This window comes from Clostridioides mangenotii TR (assembly GCF_000498755.1).
In the GTDB taxonomy this organism is placed as follows: Bacteria; Bacillota; Clostridia; order Peptostreptococcales; family Peptostreptococcaceae; genus Metaclostridioides; species Metaclostridioides mangenotii_A.
This window is the reverse complement of sequence record NZ_AXUS01000018.1, coordinates 25477-43420: the sequence shown is the minus strand read 5'-3', so window position 1 is coordinate 43420 and position 17944 is coordinate 25477. Positions and strand designations below refer to the sequence as shown.

At 31.0% G+C, this 17944-nt stretch carries 19 protein-coding genes and 1 pseudogene; all 20 read right to left on the bottom strand.

Annotation, left to right across the window (positions count from 1 at the left end):
- Positions 1–19 precede the first annotated feature (19 nt).
- Positions 20–1345 carry a ribosome biogenesis GTPase Der gene (gene der, locus T473_RS0110415; protein WP_024621855.1) on the bottom strand — a complete coding sequence of 442 codons (1326 nt, stop codon included), beginning with the start codon at positions 1343–1345 and terminating at the stop codon, positions 20–22.
- A 24-nt stretch (positions 1346–1369) separates the two neighbouring features.
- Positions 1370–2698: a DUF512 domain-containing protein gene (locus T473_RS0110410; RefSeq protein ID WP_024621854.1), complete on the bottom strand. Its 1329-nt coding sequence runs from the start codon at positions 2696–2698 to the stop codon at positions 1370–1372.
- A 173-nt stretch (positions 2699–2871) separates the two neighbouring features.
- Positions 2872–3072, bottom strand: a complete 201-nt coding sequence (locus T473_RS0110405) for a capping complex subunit for YIEGIA (RefSeq protein WP_024621853.1) — start codon at positions 3070–3072, stop codon at positions 2872–2874.
- Positions 3073–4011, bottom strand: a complete 939-nt coding sequence (locus T473_RS0110400) for a YIEGIA domain-containing protein (RefSeq protein ID WP_024621852.1) — start codon at positions 4009–4011, stop codon at positions 3073–3075. It lies immediately after the preceding gene.
- 94 nt (positions 4012–4105) lie between these two features.
- Positions 4106–5038: a YIEGIA domain-containing protein gene (locus T473_RS0110395; protein ID WP_024621851.1), complete on the bottom strand. Its 933-nt coding sequence runs from the start codon at positions 5036–5038 to the stop codon at positions 4106–4108.
- 198 nt (positions 5039–5236) lie between these two features.
- Positions 5237–6529, bottom strand: a complete 1293-nt coding sequence (locus tag T473_RS0110390; RefSeq protein ID WP_024621850.1) for a HAMP domain-containing sensor histidine kinase — start codon at positions 6527–6529, stop codon at positions 5237–5239.
- Positions 6530–6674: 145 nt separating this feature from the next.
- Positions 6675–7367, bottom strand: coding sequence for a winged helix-turn-helix domain-containing protein (locus T473_RS0110385; RefSeq protein WP_024621849.1), 693 nt, complete (start codon positions 7365–7367; stop codon positions 6675–6677).
- 14 nt (positions 7368–7381) lie between these two features.
- Positions 7382–8092, bottom strand: a complete 711-nt coding sequence (gene pgeF, locus T473_RS0110380) for a peptidoglycan editing factor PgeF (protein ID WP_024621848.1) — start codon at positions 8090–8092, stop codon at positions 7382–7384.
- 1 nt (position 8093) lies between these two features.
- Positions 8094–8552, bottom strand: a complete 459-nt coding sequence (nrdR, locus tag T473_RS0110375) for a transcriptional regulator NrdR (RefSeq protein ID WP_024621847.1) — start codon at positions 8550–8552, stop codon at positions 8094–8096.
- 19 nt (positions 8553–8571) lie between these two features.
- Complete coding sequence (locus T473_RS0110370) at positions 8572–8835, bottom strand: YlmC/YmxH family sporulation protein (RefSeq protein WP_024621846.1); 264 nt, start codon at positions 8833–8835, stop codon at positions 8572–8574.
- 141 nt (positions 8836–8976) lie between these two features.
- Complete coding sequence (gene sigG / locus T473_RS0110365; RefSeq protein WP_024621845.1) at positions 8977–9750, bottom strand: RNA polymerase sporulation sigma factor SigG; 774 nt, start codon at positions 9748–9750, stop codon at positions 8977–8979.
- 88 nt (positions 9751–9838) lie between these two features.
- Positions 9839–10561: an RNA polymerase sporulation sigma factor SigE gene (gene sigE, locus T473_RS0110360; RefSeq protein ID WP_024621844.1), complete on the bottom strand. Its 723-nt coding sequence runs from the start codon at positions 10559–10561 to the stop codon at positions 9839–9841.
- A 16-nt stretch (positions 10562–10577) separates the two neighbouring features.
- On the bottom strand, positions 10578–11420 hold the full coding sequence (locus T473_RS0110355; protein WP_024621843.1) for a sigma-E processing peptidase SpoIIGA: 843 nt from the start codon (positions 11418–11420) through the stop codon (positions 10578–10580).
- A gap of 231 nt (positions 11421–11651) precedes the next feature.
- On the bottom strand, positions 11652–12365 hold the full coding sequence (locus T473_RS0110350; RefSeq protein WP_051365902.1) for a LytR/AlgR family response regulator transcription factor: 714 nt from the start codon (positions 12363–12365) through the stop codon (positions 11652–11654).
- Between the two features lie 176 nt (positions 12366–12541).
- Complete coding sequence (gene ftsZ / locus T473_RS0110345) at positions 12542–13687, bottom strand: cell division protein FtsZ (protein WP_024621841.1); 1146 nt, start codon at positions 13685–13687, stop codon at positions 12542–12544.
- A 173-nt stretch (positions 13688–13860) separates the two neighbouring features.
- A complete protein-coding gene (locus T473_RS0110340) occupies positions 13861–14205 on the bottom strand; it encodes a small basic family protein (protein WP_024621840.1) in 345 nt (114 codons plus the stop codon).
- Positions 14206–14309: 104 nt separating this feature from the next.
- On the bottom strand, positions 14310–14975 hold the full coding sequence (locus T473_RS0110335) for a DUF881 domain-containing protein (RefSeq protein ID WP_024621839.1): 666 nt from the start codon (positions 14973–14975) through the stop codon (positions 14310–14312).
- Positions 14976–14978: 3 nt separating this feature from the next.
- On the bottom strand, positions 14979–15662 hold the full coding sequence (locus tag T473_RS0110330; RefSeq protein ID WP_242825911.1) for a DUF881 domain-containing protein: 684 nt from the start codon (positions 15660–15662) through the stop codon (positions 14979–14981).
- A gap of 31 nt (positions 15663–15693) precedes the next feature.
- Positions 15694–16443, bottom strand: a complete 750-nt coding sequence (locus T473_RS0110325) for a cell division protein FtsQ/DivIB (protein ID WP_029791693.1) — start codon at positions 16441–16443, stop codon at positions 15694–15696.
- 274 nt (positions 16444–16717) lie between these two features.
- Positions 16718–17931, bottom strand: a pseudogene (gene murG, locus T473_RS16625) (undecaprenyldiphospho-muramoylpentapeptide beta-N-acetylglucosaminyltransferase).
- Positions 17932–17944: the final 13 nt, after the last annotated feature.

Genomic DNA, 17944 nt, shown 5'->3' with positions numbered 1-17944 from the left:
TCCTTAGGCTATAAGTCTATTATTTTTTTGCCTTTTGCTTATAATCAAATCTTATTGTCGTTCCTTCAAAACCAAAGTTTTCTCTGATCTTGTTTTCAAGATATCTTTGATAAGAGAAATGAGTTAATTCCTTATCGTTTATAAACAGTGTAATCTTTGGAGGTCTAATATCCGTCTGTGTTCCATAGTATATTTTAAGTCTCTTTCCTTTATCTGATGGCGGCTGATTTAACATTACAGCTTCCCCTATTACATCATTAAGAGCTGATGTAGACATTCTCTTTGAATGTTCATTTGATACGTATACAACTGTATCAAGCACTTTGTTCATTCTCTGATTCGTAATTGCCGAAACGAAGATTATAGGCGCATACATCATAAACGGGAATTTCTGTCTTATATCTATTTGATAGTTTTTCATAGTTTTATTGTCTTTTTCTAGCAAGTCCCATTTATTTATTACAAATATACAAGCCTTACCTTCATCGTGAGCGATTCCTGCAACCTTTGTATCCTGCTCTGTAGGTCCTTCAACTGCATCTATTACAATTAACACTACATCTGCTCTGTCAACGGCGCTCATAGCTCTTATAACACTGTATTTTTCTATTTTTTCGTATATTCTACTCTTTCTTCTTATACCAGCAGTATCTATAAGTAAAAACTTCTGATCGTTTTTCTCAAAGTAAGTATCTACTGCATCCCTAGTTGTTCCTGCTATCGAACTTACTATAACACGCTCTTCTCCAAGAATATTGTTTAGAATTGAACTCTTTCCTGCATTTGGCTTACCAGTAATAGCAACCTTTATTAACTCTTCGTCGTATTCTGTATCAAGTCCTGCCGGGAAATTTTCAACCACTTCATCAAGTAGGTCTCCTAGACCCATACTATTCGCACCTGAAACTGAGAATGGAGTTCCAAATCCTAGTTCGTAGAAATCGTATATATTGTTTATTTGGCTTTGACTGTCTATTTTATTTACAACTAAAATAACTGGTTTTTTACTTTTTCTAAGAATTTGTGCAATCTCTTTATCAGCAGGAGTAAGACCTGTTTTACCATCGACTATAAAGAGAATTACATGTGCCATATCCATAGCAAGCATAGCTTGATCTCTCATCTGTGAAAGTATAATATCTTCGCTCTCAGGCTCTATACCACCTGTGTCTATTAGTGTAAAATATTTGTTCAACCACTCTACCTCAGCAAATATTCTGTCTCTGGTTACACCTGGAGTATCTTCAACTATTGAAATTCTTCTGCCTGCAAACTTGTTGAATAACGTTGACTTACCAACATTTGGCCTTCCAACTATTGCGGCAATCGGTCTACTTACGTTCATATATTTATCTCCTTTTATACATATTTAATCGAGAATTTTATCTATAAAGTCTTTTCCCTCGTTTAAACATGGAATAATTTTTATTTTCATAATGTCTTGTAACTCTTTTAATGTAATATTATCTAAAAATATCTCTTCATCAGCTTTTAGCATACTTCTAGTAATGTATAAAACGTCTCCTATATCTTCGCCTTTCAACTGCTCTAAAATATCTTTTGCAGTTATTAAGCCTGATACAGTTATAGTTTCACCCCAAAACTTATTTTTTATTTCATAAACTTTAATCTCTATATTTTTGTATTTTTCCATTACTAAATTAGACATTTCTCTCATAAATTTATATGCAGAATGACCTGTTGCTATAGATATTTTTCTTTTTTCTACAGTTTTATTTAATGGCAGCGAATCTAGGTATTGTCTAATTTCAGCCCCCATTTTTTTAATCATACCTACTCCATCTTCAAACTGTAAAAATCCTTCGTAATCATCGTAATCTAATAGTTCTCTATCAGCTAAAACATAAAATTCATCTGATAAAAACACAAACCTTGTCCCAACTTTCTTAAGTAAGTCTTCCTGAATTTTATGTATTTGATCTATAGTTTTATTTGCACTTTCTTTGTCAAATATTTTAAGATTAGGAAGGTTGTCCCTGTATTTAGTTATTCCAACCGGAACCACTGCTATACTATTTACATATGGATATAATTCGATCAAATCGTAGACAGTCCTTCTTAATTCTTCTCCATCATTTACACCAGGACATAGAACAACTTGACAGTTCATAGTAATCTCAGCCTCTGCCAGTTTCTTCATGATACCGTAAACTTTTCCGGCGAACTTATTGCTTATCATTTTTTGTCGTAAATCTGGATTTGTCGTATGAACAGAGATATTTATTGGACTAATTCTATATTTTATAATATTTTCTATATCATCATCACTCATGTTAGTTAGAGTAACAAAATTCCCCTGTAAAAATGAAAGTCTAGAATCGTCATCTTTAAAGTACAAAGTCTCTCTCATACCCTCTGGCAATTGATCCACAAAGCAGAACATACACTTGTTTCTGCAACTCTTTGCCATATCGATAATAGGATTTGAAAACTCAATACCAAGATCCTCATCGTAGTCTTTTTCTATTTCATATAAATACAATTCCCCGTATTTATTTTCAATCTCGACCTCTAAATATTCATCACTTAATAGAAATCTGTATTCTATTATATCACGTATTGGTTGTTCATTTATAGATACAAGTAAATCTCCAACTTCAATACCTAATTCTTCTGCGATACTACCTTTAGATACCTTATTTATTATATTATTAGCATTTTTTACATTTACTTCCATCTTATTCACCACTCTTTTTATACATATCTTTTTATGTTATCATACTTCTTTATTTGACGTCAACTAGCCCTATATATCGACTAGTCTCATTTTAATCACAATTAAATCTATAAATAAAATTAGGTTGTACATTAGAATTAATACCCACCTAATATACAACCTAAATAATATGATTAATGTTTTACTATTATCAAAGTCCCATTTGTCATATCGTGCACCATTCCAGCAACGCACTTCGATATTAGCATCGCTTTATTCTGAAGTTCAGCTTCATCTTTTGCATAGAAAATCGGACATCCTCCACTGATTTTCATTTCTTTATCAGTTGTTATTATTGCTAGCGTGTAGTCATTGACTCCTATTTTAGTAGACATCTAATTTACCTCCTTATTTAAAGACCCTATTTTATAATTCTTTAGAGATAGATTTTTCCCTTTAGCTGTTTCTAGTATTGGGCAAGATTTAGCTGCCTCAATAACATCTTCTAAACCCCCATACACCGGAATATACCCAAGAACTATACTCTCTTTTTCTGCATTTCTTCTTATAATTGGAGTAAATGCTGGGTCATCACTATCGCCATAACGTCCGAGCCTTGAGTAAATATTAAATGCTATAGCTTGTCTTTGTCCCGAATTATAGAGAATTCCTGCATTTAAATAATCCTTATCTTTTGGAATTATTTCTATTCCGATACCTTTATTAATATACACATCTCTATCTTGTTCTAGACCTATATTTGTTATTCCTTTTACATCTCCTACATTTAGTATTGATACGTCGCTAAATTTAATTGGAACTACAACAACATCGGCAATGTCGCCAATGCTTTCCCTTGTAAGAAGTTTTTTAAGCCCGAATGCCAGTACAAGCCCAGCAATAGCACTTATAATAATACTTAATGTATCGTTAATTCCTGTCTCAACAGTTATCAATCTATTAAGACCTACTGTTATAAACGATGTAATAATACACATGTAGTTTCTAACTTCATAAGCTCTTGCTATCTCCTCTATAAGTGCTTCTCCTCTTTTTACCAATTGGACTGGTTCCACATTTTGAAGTGTATTTCTCCTATTTGCCCTAACTTGTCTAAATTGTTCGGCTGCTAGTGATAAAAAAGTTATAGATGTATAAGATCTAGCGACAAGTGCCGGAACGAGAAGTGCACCAAGTGCTGAAGCAACGAATGCAAGTATTAGCTGAGATATCAATATATTTGGATAGGTTGGGTATTGCTCTTGATCTGTGTTGAGCATTAAAATTCTTGACACTATGCCGACAATAACCCCCACATAAAATGCTAAATCCATATAATCACTCCTATTACAAATTTTTAAATTAGATACTTAAAGTTTTAATTTGAAAATATATCTAAAATTTTTAACTCTTCATTTAAGTTTTATTTTACTTTGCTTCTGTCTTTAAATATCCTTTTTTACCTTTTGATATTTCTAAAATAGGAGCACTTTTAGCTGATTTAATCATTACTTCCATATCTTTTAAAATAGGAACATATGGAATTACTATTGTGTGTTTTTTCGGGTCAACTTTTGACAATGCTACAATATCGAATTCATCCAAATCTTTATCAATCCCGAGATGAATAAAGATATTATGTATTATAGCCTGTCTCTGTCCAAGATCATTTATAATCCCAAACATCTCTTTATTTATAGGTTTTATCTCAATAGCAAGTCCTTTTTCAATATACTTCTTCTTCGTACTATCAAGACCTATATTAGTAATAACAGTATCGTTTACTTTTAGAAGCGGACCATCGAAAATTATTTCAGCTGGAACTACAGTTGCTACATCATCCAAACTCTTTCTCTTTAGAAACTTTCTAAATACCAATCCTACTATTCCACCTGCTACAATAGCCGAAACAGTGCAAACTAAAAATCCAGCATCAAATTTCCTAAATACTCCTATATACGCAACAGATGCCGCTAAAGAAGCAAATAAACTTATATAACTTCTCGATTCATATGTCGAAGCAATTTCCTCAACATACGCATCTCCTTTAGGAACTATCTCTTCATTGTCTGTATTTTTTAGTGTTATCCTCTCTTGATCTGCAAGCCCTTGAAACTGTTGTATTGCAATCGCAAAAAATGTAAGCGCCGCGTACTCTTTATCTAAAATTGCAGGCAATACAATCGCTCCAAGTGCAGCGGATAGTCCAGAAGATATTATTTGTTCTAAATAATCTTGAGGTCTTGAAGGGTATTGTTTGTTTTTAACCACTAAAACTAGACCTCTACATAAAATTCCTATTACTACTGAAACTAGTAACGATTGTCTAAATACAGTGGAACTAAGTAAACTTTCTTCCATTATCTCAACTCCTTTGTATATAGTTTGTTCAAAAAACAAAAAAAATTTCCTTTTTATCAAGGAAATTTTTAATATTATAATTTATATGTTTTTTTATTGCTATTTAGTTATCTTTTTATTGCTATTTATCAATCTTTACATTGATTTTTATATGTCTTCTTTACTAGTATTTATTGTCTTTATTATTCTTTATATTTTTTATTGTTTCTTTATCATCTTTTTAGGAATACTAAATACAAATTCACTACCTTCACCGAGTTTACTGTTTACATGGACACTTCCCTGTAGTGATTTAGCAATATGCTTAGTTATCGCAAGTCCAAGTCCTGTACCTCCGACATCCCTACTTCTAGCTTTATCTACACGATAAAACCTCTCAAATATTCTATCTACTTCATCTTCTGGTATACCTACCCCATTATCTTTTACTTTTATAGATATAAAGTCGACCTCATCTTCAATTTCTACATTTACGTATCCATTATTTTGAGTATACTTAATAGCATTGTCCATCAGATTCAATAAAACTTGTTTTAAGTAATCTCGATTTGTAGTTATAGAAAGTGTTTTATCTTCACAATCACAATTTACTTCTATATTTTTTGTTTCAGCTGCATGAGATGTAATTTGTTTAATTTCACTATATACATCGTACAATACTATCTCTTCAACCGGTACCCCGTCTTTTCCTTCAAGGAATGAAATAAATAGTATATCATCTATCAACCTCGTCAATCTATCAGATTCTCCTTCTATAATAGATAAAAATCTGTTTCTTGTATCCTTATCAATATTTTCATTTGACTTTAAAGTCTCAACAAAACCACTTATTGAAGTAAGTGGTGTCTTTAGCTCATGACTTACATTCGCTGCAAAATCTGTACGCATATTTTCTAGTCTTACTCTTTCTGTTATATCTTCAATATTTACAATAGAACCTATCATAACATTGCTTGAGTTTTGCAGATAGATTGGATCTTGCTTGATTTTGTAAACAATACCTTGTTTAGTAGTTATTTGAACTGTTTCACTTTTGTTAGATCCCATAAAGTTGAGTATTGATCTTAGAATTTGCTTTTCTTTAATTATAATATTGATATTGTAATCTTCAACTGGCAACTCTAGATCGCTTTTTATCATTCTCTTAGCTTCATCGTTTATCAACATAATATTGCCATTTATATCTATAGCGAGTATTCCATGTGAAATACTCTGTAATATGGATATAAGTTGTAAGTGTTTATTCTTTACTTCCTCAAACGCATTATCCATATTCTTTATCATGTAATTAAAATTTCTAGTTAACTCACCTAGTTCACCTTTTGCCGATATATTTAACCTAGAGTTGAACTCTTGATTACTTACTTTTTTTGATACAATCGTAAACTCTCTCAAATATTTTCTAAGTGTTAAAGTGTATCTCAATGATAGAATTGCTATTACTACAGAAAGCATCATCACAAGAATATATATATTACCTAATTCTTCCATATTATACACCTCTAAATTTCATTATGACCTATTTCACAGCCAACTGTTGTAACTATAGTATTAACTGACGTTACTATTATTTCAACCGTTGTTACTATTATTTTTACCGTCGTTACTATTTTTAAACTACGGTAAAAACTTAGTTTTAGTCTATTTTATATCCGACTCCTCTTATTGTCTCTATATATCTTTCTGCTTTATTTTCATCTTCTATTTTCTTTCTAAGATATCTTATGTGTACGTCAACTGTACGAGTTTCTCCATAATACTCATATCCCCAAATCTTATCAAGTAAATAGTTTCTAGAAAGTACTTTCCCTCTATTTTGAATAAGAAGTTTAAGCAACTCAAACTCTTTTAATGTTAGTTCTATTTTTTCTGTACCCTTTGTAACTTGATGTTTGTTTAAATCCAGCTCTAAATCACCTACTGTCAGTATATCTTGATCATCGCTACTCGTAGTATTATATCTTCTTAGAACTGAGTTTATCCTAGCCATTAATTCTTTTATACTAAATGGTTTTGTTATATAGTCATCTGCACCTATATCCAGACCTTCTACCTTGTCGTTTTCCATGTTTTTAGCTGTAAGCATTATAACCGGAACATCTTTTAAATCTTTGTCGCTTCTAATTTTTTTTAGAACTTCTATTCCACTGATATTTGGCAACATCCAGTCAAGAAGAATAAGATCTGGTTTATTTTCCTTTGCTTTGATAAATCCATCAAATCCGTCGTAAGAGTAGCTTACTTCATAGTTATCCACTTCTAAATTGAATTTCAGTAGCTCAACTATATATTTCTCATCGTCTATTACAAGCACTTTATTATTTTTCATTCGTTTTGCTCCTCCTATTTTATCTCTAGTATTGTACCAATTCTGCCTAAAGTTTTGTCATCTTTTCTATAAGAATGAAATTCATCCGATGTACAACTTGTGCAAAGATTCATATTGTGAATATTTTCCTCTTTAACTCCACTATTTTTAAGTATAGATTTATTAACTGACCATAAATTTAAAAAGACACTTTCATCGCGACTTTTGTATATATTATCGGTAGTTTTTTCAAATCTATTAACGAATTTGTCTATTAAGTCTTTTGATACCTCATAACAGCATGGTCCTATCGATGGACCTATAATACATACAAGGTCCTCAGGCCTCGATTTATACAGCTCCTGCATCTTTTCTATAGTCTTCCTGGATATTTGTTCATAAGTGCCTCTCCAACCCGCGTGAACAAGCCCTATCGCCTTATTTACATTATCTATAATTGATATAGGCACGCAATCAGCTGTAAATATTAAAAGCGGTACATTTTTTAAATTTGTAACAAGTGCATCTCCTTCTACTTTATTACAAATACTACTTTCATCCACTACATTAACTATATCTGAATGTATTTGGATATTACTAGTCATATTTTCGAAAGTGAAACCACATCCATCACATACTTTTTTCATATCTTCTTTTAATTTTGCATCTAGGCTTTTATGAGTTACGGCTAAATTAAAAGAATCATTTATTTCATCAATATAGTTTATGTTTATATAATCTTTCACTTTAGTCACCCTTTTCTATTAATATTGTTTCCAGTTCATTTACAAATGTATTTATATCTTTGAACTGCCTATAAACTGATGCAAATCTTACATAAGCTACTTCATCCAAGTTTTTAAGTTGATCCATAACCATCTCGCCAATTTCTGTCGCTTCGATCTCTTCAACAAAACCTTTGTTGAGTTCGTTTTCAATATTATTGACTACACCATCAATACTGTCTATTGATATAGGTCTTTTTTCACACGCTCTTATGATTCCATATTTGATCTTGTCTCTATCAAAAGGCTGTCTACTTTTATCTTTCTTGATTACCATTAGAGGTGTAAGTTCTATTTTTTCATAAGTTGTAAATCTTTTTTTGCAACTTTCACATTCTCTTCTTCGTCTTATTGACTTAGGATCTGTATGTCTAGAATCTATTACTTTTGATTCTTTGTATTTACAGTAAGGACATTGCATTGGTTTCCTCCTCAGTTAATTAAATTTCTAATTCATCGAGGCTAAGTTCAGAGCCTATATTTACTATTATTGTATCACATCCTATTTTAAGTATGTCATGCCAGAAAATAACTTCTTCAGCTCCACCTCTTGAAAAAAAACTTCTGCTATCATCGCCATAAATAGTAAATGATACTATCTTTCCTTCGTACACATCCATATCTATGTCTGTAATATATCCTAGTCTTTTTCCATTTTTAACATTTATTACTTCCTTCTCCATTATATCAGATACTCTAATCATATTATACTCACCCTTCCTATAAAAATAAATATGTACTAGCATAAAAAAAATGACCTTTACAGGTCATTTCTTGTTCATAAAATTATTTTCTACATTTTTAATCTATCTTTACGATATATTTCTATGCTTTTCATCAATTACTTAGACGTACTTTCGCATATTTTTAAGTGCGTTTTTCTCTATACGAGATACTTGAGCTTGTGATATACCAATCTCATCAGCGACCTCAATTTGAGTACGCCCTTTATAGAATCTCAGATCCAGAACTAACTTCTCTCTGCTATTCAATTTTTTTATAGCTTCTTTTAATGAAATTTCCTGAAGCCAATTTTCATCTGTATCTTTTTTATCTTGAACTTGATCCATTACATAAATTGCATCTCCATTGTCCTGGTATACCGGATCAAATAGCGATATAGGATCTTGTATAGCATCAAGTGCCATAACTACATATTCAACTTCCAGCTCTAATTCTTTGGCTATCTCTGTAACTGTTGGTTCTTTTGAATTTTCACGTATCAATCTTTCTCTAACTTGAAGTGCTTTATATGCTGTGTCCTTTAAAGATCTACTGACTCTTATCGGATTGTTATCTCTTAGATATCGTCTTATCTCACCTATAATCATAGGTACTGCATAAGTGGAAAATCTGACGTTTTGGCTTAAATCGAAATTGTCTATGGATTTTATTAATCCAATACATCCAATTTGAAACAAATCATCTATATTTTCGCCTCTGTTGTTGAATTTCTTTATAACACTAAGAACTAATCGCAAATTTCCCCTTACAAAGACTCTTCTTGCCTCTTTATCTCCATTTTTTATTTTTACAAGAAGTTCATTCATTTCCTTATTTTTAAGAACTGGAAGCTCGGATGTGTTGACACCGCATATCTCAACCTTGTTAACTTTCATTTATTTCAGTCCTCTCTTAAAAGTATTACTTAATGAAATTATTTACATTTCCCAATTTTTTATACTTTTAAAAGATATTTATTTCTTTTTATACAAATTTTTTCATCTCTTTCTGTAATCTGGAGATTATTTTCTTTTCTAGTCTAGATATGTAGGACTGAGATATGCCAAGCATTCCAGCCACTTCTTTTTGTGTTTTCTCATTGCCTTTATCTATAAGTCCAAATCTTAATTCCATAATTTGCTTTTCCCTGTCGTTTAATCGATCTAGAGCCATAAGAAGCAAGTCTCTATCTATCTCTTCTTCAATGATTTTGTATATTTCATCATTATCTGTTCCGAGCACATCTGACAAAAGAAGCTCGTTCCCATCTAAATCTACATTTAACGGCTCATCAAATGATACCTCTGTCTTTTTCTTGTTGTTTTTTCTAAGGTACATAAGTATTTCGTTTTCTATACATCTAGACGCATATGTAGCGAGTTTGATATTTTTATTGAGTTTAAAAGTATTTACAGCCTTTATTAGTCCAATTGTACCTATAGATATCAAGTCCTCTACATCTATGCCCGTATTCTCAAATTTTCTAGATATATATACTACTAATCTAAGATTCCTTTCTATCAATACAGACTTTACACTTTCGTCAGTTTCTAATTTTTTTAATAGCTCAATTTCTTCATGCGCTTTTAATGGTGGAGGGAGTATGTTTGCTCCACCCATATAGTAAACTCCTTTGGGCTTGATTATCTTTAGCTTAATTCCTATCTTTAGTATCACATTCTTTATTTTTTCTTTTAATCTAAACATCTCTTTCCCCCTATAATTAAATATTTGGTAATAAAGTTGGACTCATTATAGCTTTGTAATCAGATTCTTCTAAGTCTGCAATCCCAAGGACTATATCTCCGACTTTTTGGTCGTCAACTTCAATATAATCAGCCTTAAATCCAATTACTATTTTTGATTCTGAGCTTCCTGCATGTTTGTAAGGTATTAACCTGACTTTTTTTGAGATATCTTTGTCCAAATCCCGAATTACTTCTTCTGCTCTTTCGATATCTAGGTCAGCATAATCTACACCCAATAAAAAACTAGGCATAATATTTTTAACGACACTAGCATCTACCATAACAACCTCACTCTTACTAAAAGGATCCTTAAGCATATTTCCGCTGTCTACTAATGCCATACAGTCAAATTCATTATCAAATATTTTTATCCTTATGCTTTTAGTCAAATTGTCTATGTACTTGATCATCTTGATATCCTTGTAAATATGTTTAAGAAGTTCGCAGCTTGCATAAGCGCATACTATTAAAAATGATATCTTTATATGGCTTATACCAGTAAAATAAATAATAAAATATGTAGTCCCAGAAATAAATACATTCACCAAATAAAATACTAAAGATGTCTTAATAAAGTCTCTTTTACCATAGTGCTTAAATGATACAAAAATAATAAATGTCATAAGAAAAACTTTGAACGGTATTGTGAAAAGAATGCCAAGCGAAGGATACAAGTATGCAACTGCATATATTGCTCCTAAAGACGCTCCTAGTATTTTATTTTTTAGGGAATTATATTTTTTAGTAAGAATAGATGTACAACTTATAATAATATAATTTACTATAAGGTTTTCTAAAACATAGTACTCAAAATACATTTGTTTCATCCCCTTTTTCCATAAATCCATTATAGGATAGTAACATAAAATTTTATGTCACTTTTGATGGTCGAATTCAAAACAAATTCTTTATTAATCTGTCATTAAATTCCATCAAAATCTATTGCGCCTAATTTTTGCAATAAAAATGACACTTCTAGTTATATTGACTAGTTGCGTCATTTTTATATGCAATAATATAAACAAATTTATACATAAATGCCTTTACCTCTAATAAGTCATTTTTATTATTTTCTCTTGAAGATCTTTTACATTTTTTTTATTGAATGGAATAGTCTCTCCATTAATTAACTCAATAACATTTTCTTTAACCGAACATATATACTTTATGTTAATAATATAATTTTTCTTGCATTTAATAAAACTATACTTCAATAGCTCTTCTTCTATTAAATCAATTTTTTTCTTTATTGTAAATTCTCTTTTTAGGGTATGTATTATCATATCATTTTTTAAATTCTGTGTATATAAAATAGAATTTATACTTATCTTGTATACATTGTCTTCTTCAAATACTATTAATTCATTATTTTTTGACTCAATAATTTTCTCAATACAACTCAATAGATGTTTCTTAAGTTCTAAAATACCAACAGGCTTTGTCAAATAACGATACGCTCTAACTTCATATCCTTCCCTGACATGACCATGAAAAAAAGTAATAAATATAATTTCACAATCTTGATCTGTCTTTCTTATATTTTTAGCTACCTCAATACCATTTATCTCCTTCATATAAATATCTAGCAAAAAAATATCTATTCCTCGAGGGTAATTCTCCATAAGTTCTTCACCTGAACTAAAAATAAATAGCTCATAGTCATATTGAGATTCTTTAAATATTATGTCTAGATGACTTTTTAAAATATTCTGCTGCTCTTCTTCATCGTCACATATAGCTATACGAATAATGATACGCTTCACCTCCTATCAATCCTACTTATGATTATATAAAATTTAACGTAATTTTTCATCTAAAAATACATAAATTTCTACAGAAAATGCGGGTTACCGTTTCTAGAAACGTAACCCGCATAATTTATGTAAAGTATAAATATTGTTTTTATAATATACATCTGACAAAAAAATACTTGTTAGAACTATCTTCTTCTTCTCAAAAACGTTGGTATTTCCATACTGTCATCTTCAACAATATCTGTATTTTTAGCATCACCTAGTTTTTCTGATATTTCTTCATCCTCATCTATATCTCTGATTGAAGATTTGATTGTAGTGTCTAAAGATGATCTAACACTAGATTTTTTTGGTTTAGACTCTATAATATCATCTCTAATACCCTCAAAACCGGTTGCAATTACTGTAATCATTATTTCATCGCCTAAATCTTCTTTAATAGATGCTCCGAATATAACGTTAGCTTCCGGGTCACAAGACTCCATAACTAAAGTCGAAGCTTCATTGACTTCAAATAGACCTAAGTTAGATCCACCCGTAACATTTAACAGAACGCCTTTTGCGCCCTTTATTGAAGTTTCTAATAGTGGAGATTGTATAGCTTGTCTCGCTGCATCTACAGCTCTAGTTTCTCCACTTGCATTTCCTATACCCATATGGGCAAGACCTTTATCCTTCATGATTGTAGTTACATCGGCAAAGTCAAGGTTTATAAGACCCTCAACAGCTATAAGGTCAGATATCGACTGAATACCTTGTTTTAAAACATCGTCAGCAATAGAGAACGCATCTAACATAGATGTACTTTTTTGAACTATTTGCAATAGTCTATCATTTGGTATAGTTATAAGGGTATCAACTTTAGCTTTTAATGCTTCGATTCCTCCCTCAGCATTTTTCATTCTTATCTTACCCTCAAATGCGAATGGCTTTGTAACAACCCCTACAGTAAGTATTCCCATTTCTTTGGCCAATTCTGCTACTACTGGAGCTGCTCCAGTACCAGTTCCACCACCCATTCCGGCAGTTACGAAAACCATATCTGAACCTTGAAGTAAATTAACTATCTCATCTTTACTCTCTTCTGCTGCTCTTTTCCCAACTTCTGGGTTAGCCCCAGCTCCAAGTCCTCTAGTTAATTTTTCCCCTACTTGTACTTTATATTCAGCTTTAGATGTAACTAAAGCTTGTTTATCTGTATTAATTGCTATAAACTCTACTCCCTTTAGTTGGGCCTCAACCATTCTGTTTACAGCATTATTACCACCGCCACCTACACCTATTACCTTGATTTTTGCACTTTCATCTAATTCTACGTCAAAGTTTAGCATCTATAAACCTCCTTATATCATGATTCAAAATAATCGTATGAAATGATTATACCATTTTTTTGAGTTTTTTGTTGTTCTATAATTTTTCATATTCCACAAAAATACAAATTTTCCTCTTATTTTGTAACTTTATTTAATAAATACTAAATTGATAACTTTATGTAATAAATTAATTATTTTTTATTCGTTATAGTTTTTATAACATATCTTCTAATTATTGAGAAATTATTAAATATTCTCATCCCAAAAACTAAAACTGCCACATAGTAAAGTGGTACACCTAATTTTTCACCTATATATGTCATTATTACGGCTAAGAGAGTATTACCTAAAAAACCTGTAATAAAGATAATATTCTCAAACTTATCTTCGAAACTCGATTTTACTGCCCCAAAGACTGAGTCCATTATTGCAAGTATAGCTACAGAAACATATATTGTATAGTCAATTGGATACGTGAATGGGACAAAATATCCTACCGCTACTCCAAGTGCTAGACTTGATAATATCCAAATCATATTAGTCTCCTTCTTTATTCTACTTAAACTAGTAAAATTATACAATGGTTTTGTAAAATTTTATACAAATTTTTAAGTATTTTCTATAAATAGATTTTAAATTATTAACTAATTCGCTTAATCTTCATATTATTCATACTCTCAACTTCAATATTTATGCTGTATATTTCCTTAAGCGTATACGCGTATGAATCCGGAGATAAAACTGCAGCATTTAAATCATCTACATCACCTAACGCTCTAATTACAAAGGGTTGCCCATATGTAGTATCGTTCACTGTTATAGTTGATCCAGAGCATTTTATCTGAGTTTTACCTAAAACTCTCTCTCCATTTATCGAGATCGCTGTTGAACCTGATTTCCTAAGATCATTTATAAGCCTAAGAACGTCTATATCGTGAATTATTAAATCATTCGGGTCTTCTCCACTCTCTACGTCACGATCGCTGTCGTTCATAGTAATCATTATGCCAGCCCCTTCAATGTCTGTTCGTCCACTTCTATCTTTTAGGTTCGAAAGTTCATCTTCCATTACATCTTTTATTTCTTTGGATCTTGTACTATCATCATATTTTTTTAGATCATCTTTATATCTTGCCAGTTTTTTGTCAAGCAAGTTAATTTTTTCTTTTTTGGCATCAATTTCAGATTCAATTTTTCCAACTTGATCTAGAGTCATATATATGTTCTCTGGATCAAATGATTTTATAAATATAGAGATCAGTATTCCAAGTATAAATGTACCCAGTACAACAAATTTATTTTTCATATTTTATTTACCAGCCAAATTTATTTTTCCACTATGTGAATTTACTTTTATATTATCGCTCTTCTCAATATCCACCTTCGCACTGTAATGCTGCTCTATTTCCCAGACAATACCGTATTTGATGTTAAGTGCAGACGCTAGTGTATTTGAATCTCCAATAGCCTTTATTACTAGTGGACTCTTGAGCTTATTTTCATTTATGTAAAGTTGATCTCCTTTTAAATGCAGGTATGTATCTGAAACAATCCTATTTCCGTTTACAGAGATAGCACTCGCTTGAGCTGAGTTTAGTTTGTTTATAATAGACAATATTAAATCATAATTATACATTATATTTTTGCTATCGGCTAGTCTATCGCCTCGATTTATGGGATTTATGGTTACTTCTATACCTTTTCCCTCGACATCCGTAAATCCTGATAACCTTTCATACTTATCTAATTCTTGCTTTAGAGCATCTTCATTTCCGCTATTTTTATATGTATCTATTTTTTTCTTAGTCTCCAATATCTCTTCTTCTAATTTATCTTCTTTATCATTTAGCGATTTCAACTCACTTGTCAATTCTTCGCCTCTTCTATTCGTCGAAACACCTTTATTTTCTAAATTTATAGCTTTAAGCTGTGAAGTGACTAAAAATCCTAATACTACACACGCTATTACTATATATTTATTAGAAAACTTCATTTTCAAACCCTACCACGTCCTTACCATCCTATTATTCTGGACTATAAACTGCGTATTTGTTTTGTGTTAAGTCTACAGAACCCTTGCTGATTTTTTTGTTGTTCAAGTCTAAAACGACTTTACTAACTCTATGTATATTATAATCTAAATTGTCATCGTTAGGTAGTAAGATTTTTATATTTCCTCTAGTCAACATGTCTATTTTGCTATCTTTTTGCATATTTACTTGCTTTGTCTCGTTATACATACCATATTTTTCTAGAACAGACATAAGTAAAAAGAATTTATTTTTTGAATTTCTGTCCTTAAACTTTATAGTCTTATAGTCCTCTATAGAGTAATCTATTTCGATAATTTTATCGTTTCTACTCTCATTTGTACCTTTTAGCTCTTCTAATAAATTACCATCTCTATCTATATAGCAATAGTTGTCTCCGTCTTTTAATGTAACAAAAACCTTTTTTTCTACCACTTTTACAATAATTTTATTTGGTAGCTTTCTATCTACTTCTACAGTATCTATATATGAATTTTTCTTTATTCCCTCGATTATATCTTTTTTACTGTACATAAATATATTTTTATCTTTTTTTGTGCCTATTGTATTCAGTATACTTGATTTTGTTACTTTTTCATTTCCGCTTACTTCGATATACTTAACATTGAAAATGTCACTAACAAGTACTGCACATATTGAAAAGGAAAACATTAGTACAAACACCAACACTATCATTACCCTACTTGGATTTAGTCTTTTTTTAGTTTTTTGTTTTTTTTTCATTTTGTCATCTCCCTTCTGTAATTAAATACAACTTTAATAATTGTATCTCCTACAAAAAAAGGGCGTTATTTTCAGCCATATTGCGTCATACTTTGTTAAAAACACTTAAATATGCAAAAATACCCTTAAAATTTACACATATCTGAGTCTTAACAAACCGAATAATGTAAGTTTTAAGGGTATTTTCTCGAACTATTTTAAGTTTTTATTTTAGCTTAAATTACTACTAATAGTTTTAACTTGGTAATTAGCGATCTAATTCTTATTATATTATCTACTTCTTTTTTATTCCGATAACTTTAGGCTCTGATTCTGAATCGCTAAAGGTCTCTTGTACTTTCTCTTCTTTACTAACCTTACTGCTCGAATTAGAATTCTGTTTTTTATTTGATTTTACAATCTTCATAACTTCATCGAAAATCAAATCGATAGCTTCTGGTTTTCCAATATCTTTACTCGCTCTAGACATGTCTATTAACGCTTCTCTGTCTCCAAGCAATTTAAACACTGTAGTATTTAATTTTTCTGGTGTAAGCTCTTTTTCAAGTATGCAAACACCTCCACCTTGCTTTTCAATACTCTTTGCATTGTACTCCTGATGATTTTCTGCTGTATAAGCCTTTGGTATAATTACTGAAGGTTTTCCAAGAGCTGTAATTTCAGCTAAGGATATCGCCCCCGCACTACCTATTACTAAATCACTCGCTGCAAGGGCATTTGCCATGTCTTCTAAATACGGTACAACCTTTTGATAAGGCTTTAGATTCATATTTCCTATTTCTTCAATAAATTCATCATAAAATTTAGTTCCTGTAGCAAATACAAAAGCTACATCTTCATTTACCATATTCTTGATAAGTAGCTTCATGGCATTATTTATCTTTTTAGATCCTCCACTACCTCCGTAACAAAGAACCATCTTTTTATCTTCACTTATACCAAGATTCTTCCTAGCATTATCTTTTCTAGCGATAAGTATCTCTTTTCTAACAGGATTTCCTGTAAAAACAAGTTTATCTCTTGTAGATTCCGGAAATCTCTTGTGAGAATCTTCAAAACTAGTCAAAACTTTAGTAACAGTTTTGGCTAGTATTTTGTTAGTTACTCCTGGAAAAGAATTTTGCTCATGGACTATAGTCGGGATTTTTTTCATAGAAGCATTAAATAGTACAGGACCACTTACGTATCCACCAGTACCAATAACCACATCTGGTTTGAACTTCTTTATTACCCTTCTAGCCTGTTCCATGCCTTTAAAAAGCCTAAAAACTCTTTTTATATTCTCAAGATCTATTTTTCTATTAAAACCCTGAACAGTGACAGTTTTTAGCTCAAAACCGTTCTTTGGCACTATTTCGGATTCTATTCCTTTTTCTGTTCCAACAAAGAGTATTTCAACATCTGGATATTCGTCCTTAATCCTATTGGCAATAGATATCGCTGGATAAATATGGCTCCAGTGCCTCCTCCAGATAACATAACTTTCATTCTTTAATCATCC

Excerpts from the sequence above, each read along its gene's own strand:
- T473_RS0110385 (WP_024621849.1), bottom strand. The coding sequence starts at position 7,367 with ATGAAAAATAATAAAGTGCTTGTAATAGACGATGAGAAATATATAGTT.
- T473_RS0110410 (WP_024621854.1), bottom strand. The coding sequence starts at position 2,698 with ATGGAAGTAAATGTAAAAAATGCTAATAATATAATAAATAAGGTATCT.
- T473_RS0110405 (WP_024621853.1), bottom strand. The coding sequence starts at position 3,072 with ATGTCTACTAAAATAGGAGTCAATGACTACACGCTAGCAATAATAACA.
- T473_RS0110390 (WP_024621850.1), bottom strand. The coding sequence starts at position 6,529 with ATGGAAGAATTAGGTAATATATATATTCTTGTGATGATGCTTTCTGTA.
- der (WP_024621855.1), bottom strand. The coding sequence starts at position 1,345 with ATGAACGTAAGTAGACCGATTGCCGCAATAGTTGGAAGGCCAAATGTT.
- T473_RS0110355 (WP_024621843.1), bottom strand. The coding sequence starts at position 11,420 with ATGTATTTTGAGTACTATGTTTTAGAAAACCTTATAGTAAATTATATT.
- T473_RS0110335 (WP_024621839.1), bottom strand. The coding sequence starts at position 14,975 with ATGAAAAATAAATTTGTTGTACTGGGTACATTTATACTTGGAATACTG.
- T473_RS0110325 (WP_029791693.1), bottom strand. The coding sequence starts at position 16,443 with ATGAAAAAAAAACAAAAAACTAAAAAAAGACTAAATCCAAGTAGGGTA.
- sigE (WP_024621844.1), bottom strand. The coding sequence starts at position 10,561 with ATGTTTAGATTAAAAGAAAAAATAAAGAATGTGATACTAAAGATAGGA.
- nrdR (WP_024621847.1), bottom strand. The coding sequence starts at position 8,552 with ATGCAATGTCCTTACTGTAAATACAAAGAATCAAAAGTAATAGATTCT.
- T473_RS0110400 (WP_024621852.1), bottom strand. The coding sequence starts at position 4,011 with ATGGATTTAGCATTTTATGTGGGGGTTATTGTCGGCATAGTGTCAAGA.
- T473_RS0110370 (WP_024621846.1), bottom strand. The coding sequence starts at position 8,835 with ATGATTAGAGTATCTGATATAATGGAGAAGGAAGTAATAAATGTTAAA.
- ftsZ (WP_024621841.1), bottom strand. The coding sequence starts at position 13,687 with ATGCTAAACTTTGACGTAGAATTAGATGAAAGTGCAAAAATCAAGGTA.
- T473_RS0110340 (WP_024621840.1), bottom strand. The coding sequence starts at position 14,205 with ATGATTTGGATATTATCAAGTCTAGCACTTGGAGTAGCGGTAGGATAT.
- sigG (WP_024621845.1), bottom strand. The coding sequence starts at position 9,750 with ATGAAAGTTAACAAGGTTGAGATATGCGGTGTCAACACATCCGAGCTT.
- T473_RS0110330 (WP_242825911.1), bottom strand. The coding sequence starts at position 15,662 with ATGAAGTTTTCTAATAAATATATAGTAATAGCGTGTGTAGTATTAGGA.
- T473_RS0110395 (WP_024621851.1), bottom strand. The coding sequence starts at position 5,038 with ATGGAAGAAAGTTTACTTAGTTCCACTGTATTTAGACAATCGTTACTA.